The 17,200-nt window shown below is 70.3% G+C and carries 12 protein-coding genes; 6 read left to right on the top strand and 6 right to left on the bottom strand.

The annotated features are described in order from the left end of the window. On the top strand, positions 1-439 hold a 439-nt coding region (locus MFF30_RS14615; RefSeq protein ID WP_238280121.1), incomplete at its 5' end, for a TonB-dependent receptor domain-containing protein. A gap of 22 nt (positions 440-461) precedes the next feature. On the opposite strand, the gene MFF30_RS14610 is transcribed toward MFF30_RS14615, so the two are convergent. Next, the gene (locus MFF30_RS14610; RefSeq protein ID WP_238280120.1) at positions 462-725 is read right to left on the bottom strand and encodes a hypothetical protein; all 264 of its coding nucleotides are present in this window, start codon (positions 723-725) and stop codon (positions 462-464) included. Between the two features lie 195 nt (positions 726-920). Between MFF30_RS14610 and MFF30_RS14605 the strand changes: the two genes are divergently transcribed. Next, entirely contained in the window at positions 921-1,688 is a 768-nt protein-coding gene (locus MFF30_RS14605) for a DUF502 domain-containing protein (protein WP_238280119.1), read from the top strand. A gap of 160 nt (positions 1,689-1,848) precedes the next feature. Here MFF30_RS14605 and MFF30_RS14600 read toward each other — a convergent pair whose 3' ends face one another. The 3 genes from MFF30_RS14600 to recG form a co-directional block, all read right to left on the bottom strand. After that, positions 1,849-3,309 (bottom strand): methyl-accepting chemotaxis protein, encoded by a 1,461-nt coding sequence (locus MFF30_RS14600; protein WP_238280118.1) that lies wholly within the window; start codon positions 3,307-3,309, stop codon positions 1,849-1,851. A gap of 53 nt (positions 3,310-3,362) precedes the next feature. Further along, complete coding sequence (locus MFF30_RS14595; RefSeq protein ID WP_238280117.1) at positions 3,363-3,587, bottom strand: hypothetical protein; 225 nt, start codon at positions 3,585-3,587, stop codon at positions 3,363-3,365. A 382-nt stretch (positions 3,588-3,969) separates the two neighbouring features. Further along, complete coding sequence (recG, locus tag MFF30_RS14590) at positions 3,970-6,117, bottom strand: ATP-dependent DNA helicase RecG (RefSeq protein WP_238280116.1); 2,148 nt, start codon at positions 6,115-6,117, stop codon at positions 3,970-3,972. A 255-nt stretch (positions 6,118-6,372) separates the two neighbouring features. Between recG and MFF30_RS14585 the strand changes: the two genes are divergently transcribed. The 3 genes from MFF30_RS14585 to mfd all read left to right on the top strand — a co-directional run bounded on the left by MFF30_RS14585 (position 6,373) and on the right by mfd (position 13,797). Further along, complete coding sequence (locus tag MFF30_RS14585) at positions 6,373-6,666, top strand: FAD assembly factor SdhE (protein WP_238280115.1); 294 nt, start codon at positions 6,373-6,375, stop codon at positions 6,664-6,666. A gap of 242 nt (positions 6,667-6,908) precedes the next feature. Further along, on the top strand, positions 6,909-9,224 hold the full coding sequence (katG, locus tag MFF30_RS14580; protein WP_238280114.1) for a catalase/peroxidase HPI: 2,316 nt from the start codon (positions 6,909-6,911) through the stop codon (positions 9,222-9,224). 979 nt (positions 9,225-10,203) lie between these two features. Next, positions 10,204-13,797, top strand: coding sequence for a transcription-repair coupling factor (gene mfd / locus MFF30_RS14575; protein ID WP_238280113.1), 3,594 nt, complete (start codon positions 10,204-10,206; stop codon positions 13,795-13,797). A gap of 87 nt (positions 13,798-13,884) precedes the next feature. Here mfd and MFF30_RS14570 read toward each other — a convergent pair whose 3' ends face one another. Together MFF30_RS14570 and MFF30_RS14565 are read right to left on the bottom strand one after the other, a co-directional pair. After that, on the bottom strand, positions 13,885-14,229 hold the full coding sequence (locus tag MFF30_RS14570) for a hypothetical protein (RefSeq protein ID WP_238280123.1): 345 nt from the start codon (positions 14,227-14,229) through the stop codon (positions 13,885-13,887). A gap of 296 nt (positions 14,230-14,525) precedes the next feature. After that, complete coding sequence (locus tag MFF30_RS14565; protein WP_306424580.1) at positions 14,526-15,908, bottom strand: AMP-binding protein; 1,383 nt, start codon at positions 15,906-15,908, stop codon at positions 14,526-14,528. A gap of 463 nt (positions 15,909-16,371) precedes the next feature. Between MFF30_RS14565 and MFF30_RS14560 the strand changes: the two genes are divergently transcribed. Then, on the top strand, positions 16,372-17,142 hold the full coding sequence (locus MFF30_RS14560; protein WP_238280112.1) for an invasion associated locus B family protein: 771 nt from the start codon (positions 16,372-16,374) through the stop codon (positions 17,140-17,142). The last annotated feature ends 58 nt before the right edge of the window (positions 17,143-17,200 follow it).

Genomic DNA, 17,200 nt, shown 5'->3' with positions numbered 1-17,200 from the left:
CGCCAACCTCGCGCCCGGCACGAACCTGACGATCGCCTACACGCATGTCGACATCCGCTTCCTCGACTCGACCGCGGCCACGGGCGAATCGATCAACGGCAACCGCGTCTCGGGCATCCCGGGCGACACCTACGCCTCGTTCCTGACCTACGCCTTCCCGCCCGCCTCGCCCCTGCGCGGGCTCCAGATCGGCGGCGGCATCCGCCACATCGGCACGAGCTACGCCGACGACCTGAACACGGTGCGCAACGCGACCGCGACGCTCTACGACGCGCTCGTCGCCTACGACTTCGCGGCGCTCGATCCGCGCTACAAGGGCTTCCGCGCGCAGCTCAACGGCTACAACATCTTCGATCGCACCTATCAGACCTGCTCGTTCGGCTTCTGCAACCGCAACCAGCCCGCCACCGTCATCGGCAGCCTGATCTATCGCTGGTAGGGCGCGCCGGGCCGCTTGGGGTTCATTCCCGCTCGGGCCGGGCTTCCCAGATCGCGGCCTCGACGAAGGGCCGCTTCAGCTGCGGGCCGGCGCCGCTGCGCTGGATGAAGTCGTTGGCGCCCGGATGGCGTCGGATCGCCCGGGCGAGGTTGAGCCGGTAGCCCGCCTCGAAGACGAAGGGTGGCGCCATCGGGTCGGCCATGTAGGCGGCCACCGCCGCCTTCACGTCGGTCTCGGAAATGAGGCCCAGGTCGCACAGGGCGCGGATCGTCAGCTTCTCGGTCATGCCCTTAGCCTTAAGCCCCTGCGGGCCCGCTCCGCAACGCGGGGGGCGCCGAACCCCGCGCGGCGGCCTTGAGCCGGACCGGCGCAGGGGCTACCTCTAGGGCCGGGGTCAAGCTTGCCCGGGCGACCGTCCTTCCGCCGCCTCCCCGGCGGAGGGCCGCCCGGGGCGCCGTTCCCCCCGGCCGAAAGTGTATCCGTGGCGCCCACCATCCCCCCACCGCTCCCCCCACCCGAGGCCGAGGCCGGCGCCCGCCCGCGGGTGAGCGCGCGGGGGCGCCTGCGGACCTACTTCCTCACCGGCATCATCGTGTCGGGCCCGCTGGCCATCACGATCTACCTGACCTGGTGGTTCATCAGCCTCATCGACGGCTGGGTGAAGCCGCTCGTGCCGGCGAGCTACCTGCCCGACCATTACCTGCCGTTCTCGATTCCGGGGCTCGGCCTCCTCATCGCCTTCGTGGCGGTGACGCTGCTGGGTTTCCTCACCGCCAACCTCGTCGGGCGCAGCGTGGTCGAGTTCGGCGAGGTGCTGCTCGCCCGCACCCCCGTGATCTCGGGGCTCTACAAGGGCCTGCGCCAGATCTTCGAGACGCTGTTCTCGGCCAACGGCACCTCGTTCCGCACCGTCGGCCTCGTGGAATTCCCCGTGAAGGGCACCTGGTCGGTGGTGTTCCTCTCCGCCCCGGCCGCGCCGGACGTGCAGAACGCGCTCGCGCCGGGGGGCGACCATGTCGGCGTGTTCCTCCCTTGCGCGCCCAACCCGACCACCGGGTTCTTCTTCTACCTGCCGCGCACCGACATCGTGGAGATCGCCATGAGCGTCGACGACGCGGCCAAGCTGGTGATGTCGGCCGGGGTGATCCAGCCCGAAGACTTGGGGGCCAAGGAATCGCAGACAAAGTTCCAGGCCATGGCGGCGAGCCTGCGGACCGCCCACGGCGAGCCCCCGAAGGTCGACGCCTGACGGGAGCGCCCCGGGCGCCTCGCCATCGAAACCCGAGGCTCGGCGCCGCCCGCAACCGATCCTGATCGGCCTTCCGTACCCCATCGAGCCATTCCGGCTCGCGGTGGCGCCCGGGTGCTTGCTGGCCGTGTCGACCACCCGGGCTCGTATCGCTACGCTCTCAGCCCGCCTTGAGATACTTCTCCATGCTGGCACCGAGCCCGGCCGAGTGCGCCTCGAGCTTGTCGGAGATCTGCCGGACCATCTCGGCGAGTTGCCCGGTCTCGTCGGCAGCGGACGAGACGCCGGTGATGTTGGACGACATCTCCTGGGTCGAGGCTGCCTGCTCCTCGACCGCGCTCGCCATGGCCAGCGTCAGCTTCGAGAGCTCGCTGACTTCGTCGGTGATCATGCGGATCGCGGTCACGGCCTCGCCGGTCGCCTTTTGGATCGCCTGCACCTTATGGGTGATATCGCCGGTCGCCTTGGCGGTCTGCCCGGCGAGCTCCTTGACCTCCGTGGCCACCACCGCGAAGCCGCGGCCAGCGGCGCCGGCACGCGCCGCCTCGATCGTGGCGTTCAGTGCCAGCAGGTTGGTCTGGTCGGCGATCGACTTGATCATGCTCACCACCGCGTCGACCTCGCTGGCATTGGCGGCGAGGTTGCGCACGGTCGCATCCGTCGCCGTCGCCTGATTGGCGATCTGTTGCGTGCGCTCGGAGACGCGCCCGACCTGGCCCGAAATCTCCTGGATCGAGCTGGTCATCTCCTCCGATCCGGCCGCAACCGAGTTGGCGCGCTCGCTGGCCGCTTCGGCCGAGCGGTTCAGGCCTTGCGCGGACCCCTTCATTTCACCGATCGCGGTGCCGAGCGCTTCGACGACGCCGGCGACGTCTTCGGCCATGGCGAGCTGCGCCGTGATGACCGACCACGTCAGCATGGGGCCGACATAGACGCCGTCCGCGTCGGTGATGGCCGAGACCTGCAGGTCCAGCGTCTCGGGACCGACCTTGATCTTGGTCCGGTGCGGGAGCCGGCTGGCATCGGCCAGCATGGTGCGCTGGTGGTGCGGGTTCTTATGGAAGACGTCGAACGACCGGCCCATCATCTCCGAGGCCTTGATGGGCAGGTAGCGCTCGATCGATTCCAGGGTCTTGAGCGACGTGTTGTTGAGGTAATTGATCTTGAAGTCGTTCTTCGGATCGGCGGTCATGACGGCGACCGGCATCTCGTCGATCATCCGCAGCAGCCGGCTGGCCTCGTTCTTCTTGGCCGTGATGTCGCTGGCGAACTTGACGACCTTGAATGGCTTGCCGTCGGGGCCGAGGATCGGGTTGTAGGTCGCCTCGAGCCAGACCTTCGCGCCCGATTGCGCGCGCCGGAGGAACTCCCCGGACACGAACGTGCCGGCCCGAAGCGTTGCCCAGAACGCGTCGTATTCCGGGCTCCTGGCGACATCGTCGCCGACGAAGATGCGGTGATTCTTCCCCTTGAGGGCCGCCAGATCGTAGCCCACGACATTCAGAAAATTCGGGTTGGCGCTCAGGATCGTACCATCCATGCCGAACTCGATGATGGCTAACGAACGCGTGAGGGCGTCGAGCGTCGCCTGGGTCTCATTGAAGGCCGGCTTGCGAAACATGGGGCAACTCTCCGTGAGGCCGCATAATCCCGCCGAATTTATAATTCTTCGTTTCATTGTATACAAAACGATACAGACGTCATGACAGTTTGAATCTCATTCTCCGCCTTTTTGCGCGACGCATGAGATTTCAGACCTGAGATTGACAGAAAAGTTTTCATTTTGAAACTTTTGTAGACGCGATCAGCACGACCCGGCTGCGCGATCGGCTGAATTTCTGTCAAATCCAAGCTTGCCACGATCAGGTCGACCGCATGGCGTCGTCCGATGTCTTCCAACGCCCGCTCGAGGGCCGATCGTCACGGAAAACACCGAGGCCGATCGTCGGGGCAACCTTGGCCGCTTCCCGAAGCGGCCCTTCACCGGCCGCCCGGCAGCCTCGGTTTCGGGTGGCACCCGGACTCCGGCCCTGCGCCCCGAAGCGGACGATCCGCCGCCGGCCCACAGCGCACGCATACCAAGTCCCAGTAAGCCTGACCCATGGGTCAGCCTCCCCCGAGGTCCGGCGGACGACCGCCGCCGCGCCGTCGCGCGGGCGGACCTCGATGAGTCAGGCTCATCGCTCTGCGGAGGTAGGCCTCCTGCGAGCGATCATCGGAAGTCCGCAAACCACCCTCCTCGGGCATGCGGTGCGGCTCACCGAGCGTCGGATTCCGCCCGTCAGCCCGCCCCAAGCAGCCGGATCGCGGCCTCGCGCTCGAAAAGGTAGAGCAGCACCCGGAGCGCCTGGCCGCGCGGGCTCTTCAGGCCGGGGTCGCGCTGGACCACGAGCTGCGCGTCGTCGCGGGCCACCTGGAGAAGTTCGGCGTCGCTCTCCAGACTGGCGAGGCGGAAGGCGGCCATTCCCGATTGGCGCGTGCCCAGCACCTCGCCCTCGCCGCGCAGGCGCAAATCTTCTTCCGCGATGCGAAAGCCGTCCTCGGTCTCGCGCATCATCTCGAGGCGGGCTCGCGAGACCTGGCCCAGCGGCCCGCGATAGAGCAGCAGGCAGGTGGAGGCCCGCGCGCCGCGCCCGACCCGGCCGCGCAGCTGGTGGAGCTGGGCGAGACCGAAGCGCTCGGCATGCTCGATGACCATGATGGTGGCCTCCGGCACGTCGACGCCGACCTCCACCACCGTCGTCGAGACCAGGATCTTCGTCTCGCCCCGCTGGAAGCGCTCCATGGCGGCGTCCTTGTCGGGCCCGGGCATCTTGCCGTGGATGAGGCCGACCGCGTCGCCGAAGCTGTGACGCAGGTCCCCGAACCGCTCCTCGGCGGCGGCCAGATCCACGAACTCGGATTCCGCCACCAGGGGGCAGATCCAGTAGACCCGGTCGCCGGCGGCGAGCGCCCGGTTCAGGCCCGCCACCACCTCGTCGAGGCGGTCGGTGGAGACGAGGCGGGTGGCGATGGCCTTGCGGCCGGCGGGCTTCTCGTCGAGCACCGAGACGTCCATGTCGCCGAAGCAGGTCAGCGCCAGGGTGCGGGGGATCGGGGTCGCGGTCATCACCAGGATGTCGACGGCCGCGCCCTTTGCGCCCAGCGCCAGGCGCTGGTGCACGCCGAAGCGGTGCTGCTCGTCCACCACGGCGACGCCGAGATCGGAAAAGACCACGCTGTCCTGGAACAGCGCGTGGGTGCCGACCACGATGTCGACTTCGCCGGCCGCCAGCGCCGCCAGGGTGGCGCGGCGCTCCGAGGCCCGGTCGCGTCCGGTCAGCAGGCGCAGGCGCAAGGGGGCGGCGAGGGGTGCCAGGCGCTCGAAGTGCTGGCGGGCGAGGATCTCGGTCGGCGCCATCAGGGCGCCCTGGCGGCCGACCTCCACGGCGCTCGCCAGGGCGAGCAGTGCCACCGCGGTCTTGCCCGAGCCGACATCGCCCTGGAGCAGGCGCAGCATGCGCCGGTCGGAGGCCAGATCGCCACGGATCTCGGCGACCGCGCGACTTTGCGCGCCCGTGAGCGCGAAGGGCAGGGCGGCCTCGATCCGGCCGCTCAAGGTGCCGTCCCCCGCATTGGCCCGGCCGGGAGCACGGCGGTTGCGGGCCCGCATCAGCGCCAGCGCCAGCTGCGAGGCCAGGAGCTCGTCGTAGGCGAGGCGCCGCCGGGCCGGGGAGCGTGGCGGCGCGGTCGCCCCCTCGGGGATGGGCGGCGGCGCGCTCTCGGGCCGGTGCTCGGCTCGGAGCGCATCGGCGAAGGCCGGCAGGCCCTCGCGGGCGATCCAGGCCGGGTCCTGCCACTCGGGCAGCACCGGCAGGCGCTCCAGGGCGGCATGCGCCAGCTTCGAGATCGCCCGCGAGGTCAGACCCTCGGTGGCGCCGTAGATCGGCTCGACGGTGGGCTGGGCGGCCAGACCCGCCTCGTCGACGATGCGGGCGGGGTGGACCATCTGGCGGTGCCCGTCCCAGAGGTCGATGCGCCCGGTGATGTAGCGGTGGGCGCCCAGCGGCAGCATCTTCTCGACGCGGGCCTGGGGCATGCCGAAGAACACGAGCGTGATGTCGCCGGTGGGGTCCTCCACCAGCACCCGGAAGGGGCGGCGCCCCGGCCCGGGCTGGGGCGCCCGGTAGCCCGTCACGGTGACGCCGAGCGTCACGGGCTCGCCGGGGGGCGCCTCGGCGATGGAGCCCATCATCCGGCGGGCGACGCCCCCTTGCGGCAGGTGGAACAGGAGGTCGACGATCCGGGCCGGCTGCTCGGGGGTGCCCAGCAGCCGCTCGATCATCGGCGCCATCTTCGGGCCGATGCCGGGCAGGCCGCGCGCCGGCGCGAACAGGGCATCGAGGATGCTCGGGCGGAGCAGGGGCGGGCGGGGCGCAGGCTCGGTCATGCCCGCCCTCCGGCGCCGCGCGCGTCGGGTCGGACCAGACCAGATCTGTGAGCCGGGACGGGGTGCATGCCCCCCGCCATAGAATGCGGAGCGTGACCGGGGCAACATGCGCGTTGCCGCTCCCGCGCCCGCGCGACCGTTGCCAACGGATCGTTGCCATGGCTCCCCCACCCGCCCTATGCGATGATCCTCCCCTCCGATCCGACATCCTCCGATCCTGGGATCACGGGATCACAGCAGCACAGGACCGACCGCATGTCCGGCACCACCCGCACCAGCGCCGACCTCGATCCGCGCCGCCGCCGCACCCTCTTCCGGGCCTGGCACCGGGGCATCCGCGAGATGGACCTCATCATGGGCCGCTTCGCCGATGCCGAGATCGGCACGCTCTCGGAGGAGGAACTCACGCTCTTCGAGGCCCTGATCGAGGTGCCCGACCGCGACCTGTTCCGCTGGCTCACCGGCGAGGACCCGACGCCGGAGAACTACGACACGCCGGTCTATCGCCGCCTCAAGACCTTCCACAAGCACGACGCGCCGATCCATTAGGGGCCGGAATCGGCCGGGCGCCGGAAGCCCGCGGAAACGTGAAGGCGGCGCCCGCGTGAGCGCTGCGGCAGTCATCGCGCCCGCGCGGACGACGCGACACCTTGATTTTCCGGGCGGACGCTAAATTTCGCTCGCGGTGCGGGATCACGCACGGGTTGCGGTCGTACGACCCCCGCCGGCGGCGCGGGACCTTGCGACCCGATCCGCCCGACGACGCCGGTCCTGTATCGAGAGGGATTCCGATGAACGAGATGACGATCGACAAGACCAACACCGAATCCTACCCGATGGCGGGCCGATGCCCGTTCGGAGGCGACCGGATCGGCGGGGCGCTGGGCAGCCGCCCGGCCCTGGAGAACTGGTATCCGCACCGCCTGCGGGTCGAGCTCCTGCACCAGAACGGGCTCGCGGCCGACCCGCTCGGCCCCGATTTCGACTATGCCAGCGCGTTCGCGGCGCTCGACTACGACGCGCTCAAACGCGACATCAAGCAGTTCCTGACCTCGTCGGTGGCGTGGTGGCCGTCCGATTACGGCAATTACGGCCCGCAGATGATCCGCATGGCCTGGCACTCGGCCGGCACCTACCGCATCGCGGACGGGCGCGGCGGCGCCGGCACCGGGATGCAGCGCTTCGCGCCGATCTCGAGCTGGTGGGACAACGGCAACACCGACAAGTCGCGCCGCCTCCTGCAGCCGATCAAGCACAAGTACGGCAACGCCCTGTCCTGGGCCGACCTGATGGTGCTGACCGGCAACTGCGCCCTGGAGATCATGGGGCTGCCGACCTACGGCTTCGCCGGCGGGCGCCTCGACGCCTGGGAGGCGGACGACGCCACCTACTGGGGGCCGGAGGTCGTCGAGATGGGCTCGGTCTCGAGCTTCGACGAGATGGTCAACCGCGACGAGCGCTGGCGGGGCAAGAACGGCGACGCCGATTACGACCTGGAGAACCCGCTCGCCGCCTCCCACCAGGCGCTGATCTACGTGAACCCGGAAGGGCCCTACGCGAACGGCGATCCGCAGGGCTCGGCCAACGACATCCGGGTGACCTTCACCCGCATGGCCATGAACGACGAGGAGACGGTGGCGCTGATCGCCGGCGGCCACGCCTTCGGCAAGAGCCACGGCATGGTCCCGGCCAAGGAGATCGGGCCGCCGCCGGAAATGGCGCCCATGGAGGCGATGGGCCTCGGCTGGCACAACCCGAAGGGGGCCGGCAAGGACACGATGACCAACGGCATCGAGGGCAGCTGGACCCCCGACCCGACGAAATGGGACAACGCCTACCTGGAGAACCTCTTCAAGTTCGACTGGGAGCAGACCAAGAGCCCGGCCGGCGCCCTGCAATGGACGCCCAAGGACCCGAACGCGCCGCGGACCCCCGACGCCCACGTGGCGGGCCAGTCGCATCCCCTGATGATGATGACCTCCGACATCGCCCTCAAGGTCGATCCGGAGTACCGCAAGGTCTGCGAGAAGTTCCTGAACGACTTCGACGCCTTCACGCAGGCCTTCTCCAAGGCGTGGTACAAGCTCACCCACCGCGACATGGGCCCCAAGCACCGCTACCTCGGCCCGGAGGTGCGGATCGAGGACGGCCTGCTCTGGCAGGATCCGATCCCCGATGCGGCCTACGCGCCGATCGGTGAGGCCGAGATCGCCGCCCTCAAGCAGGCTGTCCTGGCCACAGGCGTCTCGGTCTCGGATCTGGCCTTCACCGCCTTCTCGGCGGCCTCGACCTACCGCGACAGCGACAAGCGCGGCGGCGCCAATGGCGGACGCCTCGCCCTTGCTCCGCAGAAGGATTGGGCCGTCAACCGCCGGGCCGCACCGGTGGTCGCGGCGCTCGGCGGCGTCATGACCGCGTTCAACGAGGGCCGCAGCGACGGCAAGCGGATCTCATTGGCCGACCTCATCGTGCTCGCCGGCTGCGCCGCCGTGGAGCGGGCCGCCCGGGACGCGGGGGTCGAAACGCCCGTGCCGTTCACCCCCGGCCGGGTCGACACCACGCAGGAGCTGACCGACGTCGAGATGTTCACCTGGCTGAAGCCCGTCGTGGACGGCTTCCGCAACTACGTCGACGACGGGTTCGGCGCCATGGCACCGAAGCTGTCGCCGGAGGAGATGTTCCTCGACAAGGCCAACCTGCTCACCCTGACCGCGCCCGAATGGGTGGTGCTGACCGGCGGCCTGCGCGCCCTCAACGCCAACCACGACGGCTCGAACCAGGGCATCTTCACCGACCGGGTGGGCGTGCTGACGACGGACTTCTTCCGCACCCTGACCGACACGGACCTGGTCTGGGAGAAGACCGACGCGGCGGGAACCGCCTTCGCCCTCAAGGACCGCGCGAGCGGGCAGGTGCGGTTCACCGCCACCCGCGCCGACCTCATCTTCGGGTCGAACGCGCAGCTGCGCAACATCGCCGATGCCTATGCGGGCAGCGACGGCCAGCGCCGCTTCGTGGCGGATTTCGTGCGGGTCTGGGACAAGGTGATGATGCTCGACCGGTACGACGTGAAGGGCCACCGGCGTTACGGACCCATGGCTGCCTGATCGGATGGCGGCCTGATCGCACTAAGCAGGTTTCGCAAAAGTGGTCGCCGGTTTTGCGGCTAAAACCTGCGACATATCAAAGAGCTAAGCAGGGTGAAGCGTTGGCTTGCCAACGTGAACCTGCTTAGCCCGACGCCCCGTCCCACGATCCGCAGGGACGGGGCGTCGGGCGTTCCGGCACGCCCTCGCGAGCGCCGGAACGTCGATAAGTCTTGACAATATTCCTATTTCGTGCGCCTATGGCCCCACCTGCCGCCCGCACCAAACGGGAGCCCGACCGGAGACCGACCGGATGGGCTTGGGGGCGGCGGGGCGGTGCCCGCGTCGGTGGCTTCGGTCGCTGCCGCCCCGGGCGACGGCTCGCTACGACCGTTGGCTCGGGACAGGGCGGCGCGCCGGGGAGGAAATGCCCTTGGCCGTCCGACCCGTCGCTGGGACAGCGGAGAACAGCTGCGGCGCCGCCCATGACGAGGCGGCGTGCGACGAAGGCTCGCTCGGAAGCGTGCGGGGTCCCCTTGGAACCCGCCGAACTTAGCGCCAGCGCGAGACCCGTCGGAGACACCGCGACGCTGATGGCCCCGGCGGCGACGCCGGAGCCAAGGGACGCCGGGGGACCGGCACAATCAAGAGCGCAGTCCAAGGGTTCCGCGGCGTCCCGCGTCCCCGTTCGGCGTGTCGTTTCTTCGGGCCATGCCCCCGGCGCGGAATCGCGCGCGGGGGTGAAGCCGCGTGGAGAGGGACAGCGCGTGGCCGAGCGTTGCGCCGGATCGACACGCCGGCATGCGTTAACGCCGGTACGGCGCCGCGCGAGTCTGGTAAGGACCGGCCGCAGGGATACATAGGGTTCGCGCCCCGCGGTCCGCGCCCCGGGGGCAACCGACACCGCCGTCGCGGCGGCCGGGGCGGTCCTTCAGACGACGAGGCCGGACGGACGCGCGCGCATCCGACCGGCGCAGCACGAGTGCAAAACCCAGACCCGATGGCCAAACCCCAGCCCAAAGCCCCCGCGCCCGCGCCCAAACCCCAGACGGCGCGCTTCGCCCTGCCGAAATCCGGCGCGCTGGCCCGCGCCCTGGAGGCGCTCAAGCGGGGCGACAGCCCGACGCTGGCCAACGTGCCGGAAGGGTTCGACGCGGTCGTGGTGGCGGATCTGGCCCGGGCGCTGAGCCGCGATTTCGAGGGGCCGGCGGTGCTGGTCCACGTCGCCCGCGATTCCGGGCGCTCGGCCGCCTTCGTCAACGCCCTGAAGTTCGTCGCCCCCGAGATCGAGGCGATGAGCGTGCCGGCCTGGGATTGTCAGCCCTACGACCGGGTCTCGCCCAACGCGGCCATCGCGGCCCAGCGGATGACGGCCCTGTCGCGGCTGTCCCGCTCCCGCTCCTCGGAGGAGCAGCCGCGCATCCTCTGCACCACCGTCAACGCTTTGATTCAGAGGGTGCCTCCCAGAGAGAAGATCGCGGTGGAGACGTTCTCGGCCGCCATCGGCAACGTGGTGCCGATGGACACCGTGATGGCCTGGGTCGAGGCCAACGGCTTCCTGCGCACCGGCACCGTGCGGGACACGGGCGAGTACGCGGTGCGCGGCGGCATCCTCGACCTGTCGCCCCCCGGCCTGCCGAACCCGATCCGCCTCGACTTCTTCGGCGACACCCTGGAGTCGATCCGCGCCTTCGACCCCGAGACCCAGCGCACCGTCGGGCAGCTGCGCTCCCTCGACCTCGTGCCGATGAGCGAGGTGCAGCTCACCACCGAGACGATCCGGCGCTTCCGCCAGGGCTACGTCTCGAATTTCGGGGCGGCCACCCGCGACGACCGGCTCTACGAGACGATCAGCGAGGGACGGCGCTATGCCGGCCTCGAGCACTGGATGCCGCTGTTCTACGACCGGCTCGACACGCTGTTCGACTACGTCGGCGGCGTGCCGATGGTCTTCGACGCCCAGGTGGACGAGGCGGCGACCGAGCGCCTGACCCTGATCCGCGACTATTACGACGCTCGCGCCGAGGCGGTGAAGGCACCCTCCCCAGGCGTCGCGCCCTACAAACCGCTGAAACCCTCCGCCCTCTACCTCACCCCCAACGAGTGGCGCGACCGGGTCGCGGCGGCAGCGGTCGCCCGGCTCACCCCCTTCTCGATGCCCGAGAGCCCGGACCGGGCGACGATCGACTGCGAGAGCCGCCAGGGCCGCACCTTCGCGGCCGAGCGCGCCGACGAATCCGCCAGCGTGTTCGACGCGGCGGTCGCCCACGTGAAGGACCTGCAGGGCTCCGGCCACCATGTCATCCTGGGCTCCTGGTCCGACGGCTCGCGCGACCGGCTCTGCTCGGTGCTGGCCGATCACGGCCTCAAGAAGCCCGTGGCCATCAACACGCTGGCGGCGGTCAACGCCCTCAAGCGCGGCACCGACGTGGCTGTGGCGGTCTGGGGCCTGGAATCCGGGTTCGTCGTCGACCGGCTCGCGGTGATCTCGGAGGGCGACATCCTCGGCGACCGGCTGGTGCGCCAGAAGCGCAAGGCCAAGCGCCCGCAGGACATCATCCTGGAGGTGCAGGCCCTCCAGCCCGGCGACCTCGTGGTCCATGCCGACCACGGCATCGGCCGCTTCGTCGGGTTGAAGACGATCACGGCCGCGGGCGCGCCGCACGACTGCCTGGAGATCCAGTATGCCGGCGGCCTGCTGCTGCTCCCCGTCGAGAACATCGAGCTCCTGACGCGCTACGGCTCGGAGGACGCGGAAGTCGCCCTCGACCGTCTCGGCGGCGGTGCCTGGCAGGCCCGCAAGGCCAAGATGAAGAAGCGCATCCTGGAGATGGCCGGCCAGCTCATCCGGATCGCGGCCGAGCGCTTCGTGCGCCAGGCCCCCCGCCTGCACGTGCCGGAGGGGCTCACCGACGAATTCGCGGCCCGCTTCGCCTTCAACGAGACCGAGGACCAGGCCAACGCCATCGACGCGGTGCTCACCGACCTCAACGCGGGCCGGCCGATGGACCGCCTCGTCTGCGGCGACGTCGGCTTCGGCAAGACCGAGGTGGCGCTGCGCGCCGCCTTCGCGGGCGCCATGGGCGGCAAGCAGGTGGCGGTGGTGGTGCCCACCACCCTCCTGGCGCGCCAGCACTACCGGACCTTCGCGGAGCGCTTCAAGGGCCTGCCCGTGGAGGTCGCGCAGATGTCGCGCTTCGTCTCGAACACCGAGATGAAGCGGGTGCGCGACGGGCTCGTCGCCGGCACCGTCGACATCGTGGTCGGTACCCACGCCCTGCTCGCCAAGAACGTGGCCTTCAAGGATCTCGGCCTCATCATCGTCGACGAGGAGCAGCATTTCGGCGTGGCCCACAAAGAGCGCCTCAAGGCGCTCCAGGCCGACGTGCACGTGCTCACCCTCTCGGCGACGCCGATCCCGCGCACGCTGCAACTCGCCATGACGGGCGTGCGCGAACTCTCGATCATCGCGACGCCGCCGGTGGACCGCCTCGCCGTGCGCACCTCCGTGACGCCGTTCGACCCGCTCCTCGTCCGCGAGGCGCTCCTGCGCGAGCGCTATCGCGGCGGCCAGTCGTTCTACGTGGTGCCGCGCATCGAGGATCTGGCCGAGGTCAAGCGCTTCCTCGACACCGAGATGCCCGAGACCACCGTGGCGGTCGCCCACGGCCAGATGGCGGCCGGGCAGCTCGAGGACGTGATGACGGCCTTCTACGAGGGCAAGTACGACGTCCTGCTCTCGACCACCATCGTCGAATCCGGCCTCGACATCCCCACCGCCAACACGCTCATCGTGCACCGGGCCGACATGTTCGGGCTCGCCCAGCTCTACCAGCTGCGCGGCCGCGTCGGGCGCGCCAAGGCCCGGGCCTACGCGCTGTTCACCACCCCGGCCAACCGCACCCTCACGGTCCAGGCGGAGAAGCGCCTGCAGGTGCTCCAGACCCTCGATACGCTCGGCGCCGGCTTCCAGCTGGCGTCCCACGACCTCGACATCCGGGGTGCCGGCAACCTGCTCGGCGACGCCCAGTCCGGCCACATCAAGGAGGTCGGCTACGAGCTCTACCAGCAGATGCTGGAGGACGCGGTCACGGCCCTCAAGGCCGGCATCGACGAGCCCGTGGAGGAAGCCTGGTCGCCCACCATCGCGCTCGGGGCCCCCGTCACGATCCCGGAGGACTACGTCGAGGACCTCACCGTCCGCCTCGGCCTCTACCGCCGGCTCTCGACGCTGGAGAACGACGCCGAGATGGAGAGCTTCGGCGCCGAGCTGATCGACCGCTTCGGTACGCTGCCGCCGGAGGTGGAGCAGCTCCTCAAGATCGTCACCATCAAGATCCTGTGCCGCGACACCAACGTGGAGAAGGTCGAGGCCGGCCCGAAGGGCGTGGTCATCCACTTCCGCGACAAGGCCTTCGCCAACCCGCAGGGCCTCGTGACCTACGTCACAGAGCAGGCCTCCTTCGCCAAGGTGCGCCCGGACATGAGCATCGTCTTCATCCGCGAACTCGACAGCATCCCGGAGCGGCTCAAGGTGACGACGACGATCCTGCGCAGCCTCGCTACCATCGCGCGCCGCAAGAAGGCGGCGTGAGCCCGCAACGCGAAAAGGGCGCGCCGGCGGCGCGCCCTTTTCGAAGAACCAGGGGAGGGGCTTTGGTGTCCCTCCGTGCCGAGCCTCTCAGAGGTCGGGCTGATTGAGGACGTAGGGGCCGATCTGGCTCTGGAGATCGATGAACGTGCCCGAGCGGCGCGCCATCACCTCGTCGACCACGATTACTGGGATGCCGGCCTGGCGCATCTGCTCGCGCAGGCGCTCGGAGAGCTGGGCATAGGCCGGGTCGCGCCGGGAAGAGGCCTGGAGCAGGATCGCGGCCGGGCGCGCGATCACCGCGAGCACGTCGTGCGCCGCCTCCAGGGAGGCCGTGACGCTGGCGTAACCGAGCTCCGCGAGCTCGGCGGCGAGCGAATGATCGATGGCACGGTGGCCATCGTCGACAACGAGAACTTGTTGCAGCGCACCCATGAGCATCAGTGCTAGCCCATCCATCGTCCCTTGGGAAGAGACCTGTGTGACAACACACATGGAGGCGGTTGGTTCGCCGGCCACGGTTCGATCAGCAAACTGCCTCGCCACCGGTGACCAGAGGATGAACCGAATCGGTGCGCCGCATCATCCGCGCAGGGGAGCGCGCGCCGGGGGACGCCAAGGCCCTGGAAGGGCCCGATATTCCGGCTCGCTGCGCCGCGGGGCGATCCGGATCGCCCGCGGGGGCGGAGCCCGATTTTCCGCGCTACCCGAAATGACGGGGGCATGACGGGTCAGGCGCGGTGAATCGCCAGGGTCTGCCCGTCCTCGATGCTGGTCAGGAAAGCGGCGGCGGTCCAGGCGTCGGCCATTTCGGTGAGCGGGATATCGCGCTGCAGCGGCTCGGCGTGGCAGGCGCGGCCCCGGAAGGCGAGGCGGCCATCCGCGTCCCGGCGCAGGGCCATGAGCGTGGAGAACAGGTGGCCGCGCTCCGGGTAGGTCAGGGTGACGGCGACGTCGTTGGCGTCCCGGACGCCTGTGAGCAGGGCGGTCTCGTCGAAGGCGACGACATCCACGATCGGGCGGCCCGCCTCGGGGCTCAGCCAGCGCGGCCCCAGGCGTCCCGGGGCGCGGTGCGCCAGGACGATGGAATCCAGGGTCGCCGGCAGGCGGCTGGCGGCGAGGTTGCGCTCCAGGGCGGCGGGAGCGACGAGGCGGGTCGGGAACGGCCGGTCGAGGGCCGCGGCGAAGCTGCGCGCCTCGAAGACCGGCAGGGTCTCCAGGCCGGCGCCCCCGACCAGGGCCGCCCCGAGACCGGTGACGAGGCCGCGCAGGTCGCCCTGCGGAAGCAGGGAGAGGATGCGGTCCCCCGGCAGGACCCGGGCGGTGACGAGGTGGACCGCGATGGCCGCCAGCAGGGCGTCGCCGCTGCGATGAACCGGGCGGGCCGGGTCGCCGCCCGCGAAGCTGATCAGCCCGCCGGGCCCCGGTGCGTGGGGGCCGCCCGTCCCGTCGAGGGCCATGGCGTCGAGGTTGATCACGCCGTCGGGCACGTCCGGCCCGAAGGCGGCGAGGTAGCGCAGGCCGAAATAGCGCACCGCGACCCGGCAGAGGCGCTCGGCCGGGGCGAGGGCGCCGCAGCGGGCCTGGGTGATGATGGCGGGGAGGGCGGCGGCCTGCACCGCGACGAGCAGGGCCTCCTCGTCGAGGTCGAGGGGCAGCAGGCAGGGGATGTGCCCGGCCGCCTCCACCGCGAGGTAGGCCAGGAAGCTCTCCGAGCTGCCGGCGAGCGCGATGCCGATGCGGCTCCCGGGCGCCAGGCGCCAGGTGCGCAGGCCGTTGGCGAGGCGACCCACGATCTCGGCGGCGGCCGCGTAGGTCCAGGTGATGGCAGGCCGCCCGCTCCAGACGGGCTTGTGCGGCGAATCGACGAAGGCGAGGCGCTGCGGATGGGCCTGCGCGGTGGCTGCCAGCAGGGTGCAGAGCCGTTGCGACCGAGGCGGGACGCGCGCGCCCTCTGCCCCCGGACCGGCGGAACCGGATTCGGACGCGGGCCGCGCCTCCCGTCCGGCCGCGCCCCCGTTGCCGGGGACACCGCTCGTCGGGGCGCCGACGCGGGACAGGGGAATGCCCGCCCGGATGGAATCGAGGAGATGGGCTGCTTGCTGCGCCGACACGTGCGCTGACTCCCGCTACCCGTCGTTCATGAAGGTTTAGGGTTAAGCCTCGCTTAAGGCGCCGCACGCCGGATCGATGCCGCCCTGGCGCGGTCCCGAGCCCGTGCAACGGCCTCGGTGTCATGTCTTCGCCGCAATCGGGAGGAAAGCAGGCCGCCCTGTCGTTCGGGCGGGATTGCGCCGTCGACCGGCGCGGCCCGTGGGCGACCGGACGGGGGCGGAAGGGTTCCGCCGCGCCGGTGTGTCCCGGTCCAACCATGATCTCGGCCAAGGGGTGATCTCGGTCAGAGGGGGCAATTCCGGCGATCCGGCGCGGCGATTTCGCCGGGCCGCGGCCGGAACGCCGCCGCGATGCCCGAAGCGCCCTTGAAGTCCGAACCATTCGATGCGAATCCGCGCGCCAACTTCACGGCGCATCCCGCGAGCCGAATCCGTTACGCCGAAATCCAAGGGGTCAGAGCTGATGTTCTTCGCCAACCATCCCGCGCGCCCGCTGCGCGTCGCCGCGTTCCTCGCCCTGGCGGGTCTTGCTGGAGCCGGACCGGCCCTCGCGCAGGCGCCCAAGGGCAAGCCGGCAGCCCCGACCGCACCCGCCCCGACGGCCCCGCCGGCCGGCGCGCCGACCAACGCGGCCCAGACCGGCCCGCAGATCGTCAACGTGAAGTCGGATCCGGCCCAGACCGAGTGGACCAAGGTGTGCGGCAAGGACCAGGGCAGCGGCACCGACGTCTGCTACACCACCCGCGACTTCGTCTCCGACCAGGGCCAGCCCGTCCTGGCGGTCGCCGTCTACGAGATGAAGAACGCCGCCCAGAAGCAGGAGGTGCGCGTGGTGCGCTACCTGCTGCCCCTCGGCCTCCTGCTGCAGCCCGGCATCCGCTTCACCGTCGACGGCCAGCAGGCCACGGCGGGCAAGTTCGCGGTCTGCTTCCCCAACGGCTGCTTCGCGGAAGCCGGCGGCGTCGGCCCCGAGCTCATCAACGCGATGAAGAAGGGCACGTCCCTGAACGTCAGCGTCCAGAACCAGACCCAGCGCGAAGTCACCTTCGCGGTGCCGATCGCCGGCTTCGGCAAGGCCTTCGACGGTCCGGCCATCGACCCGAAGGTGCTCGAGGAGCAGCAGAAGAAGCTCCAGGCCGAGCTCGAGAAGCGCTCCGAGGACATGCGCAAGAAGCTGGAGCAGCAGAACGCCGGCGGCGCGGCCGCCCCGGCCGCCGCCGCTCCCAAGCCGTAAGGACAACGCATCCGGCCGGTCGCCTCAGTGCGGCCGGCCCCCCAACGAAGAAAGGCCA

It is taken from the genome of Methylobacterium goesingense, from assembly GCF_022179225.1.
In the GTDB taxonomy this organism is placed as follows: domain Bacteria; phylum Pseudomonadota; class Alphaproteobacteria; order Rhizobiales; family Beijerinckiaceae; genus Methylobacterium; species Methylobacterium goesingense.
The sequence above is the reverse complement of the archived record's forward strand: the minus strand, read 5'-3'. Positions and strand labels throughout refer to the sequence as shown.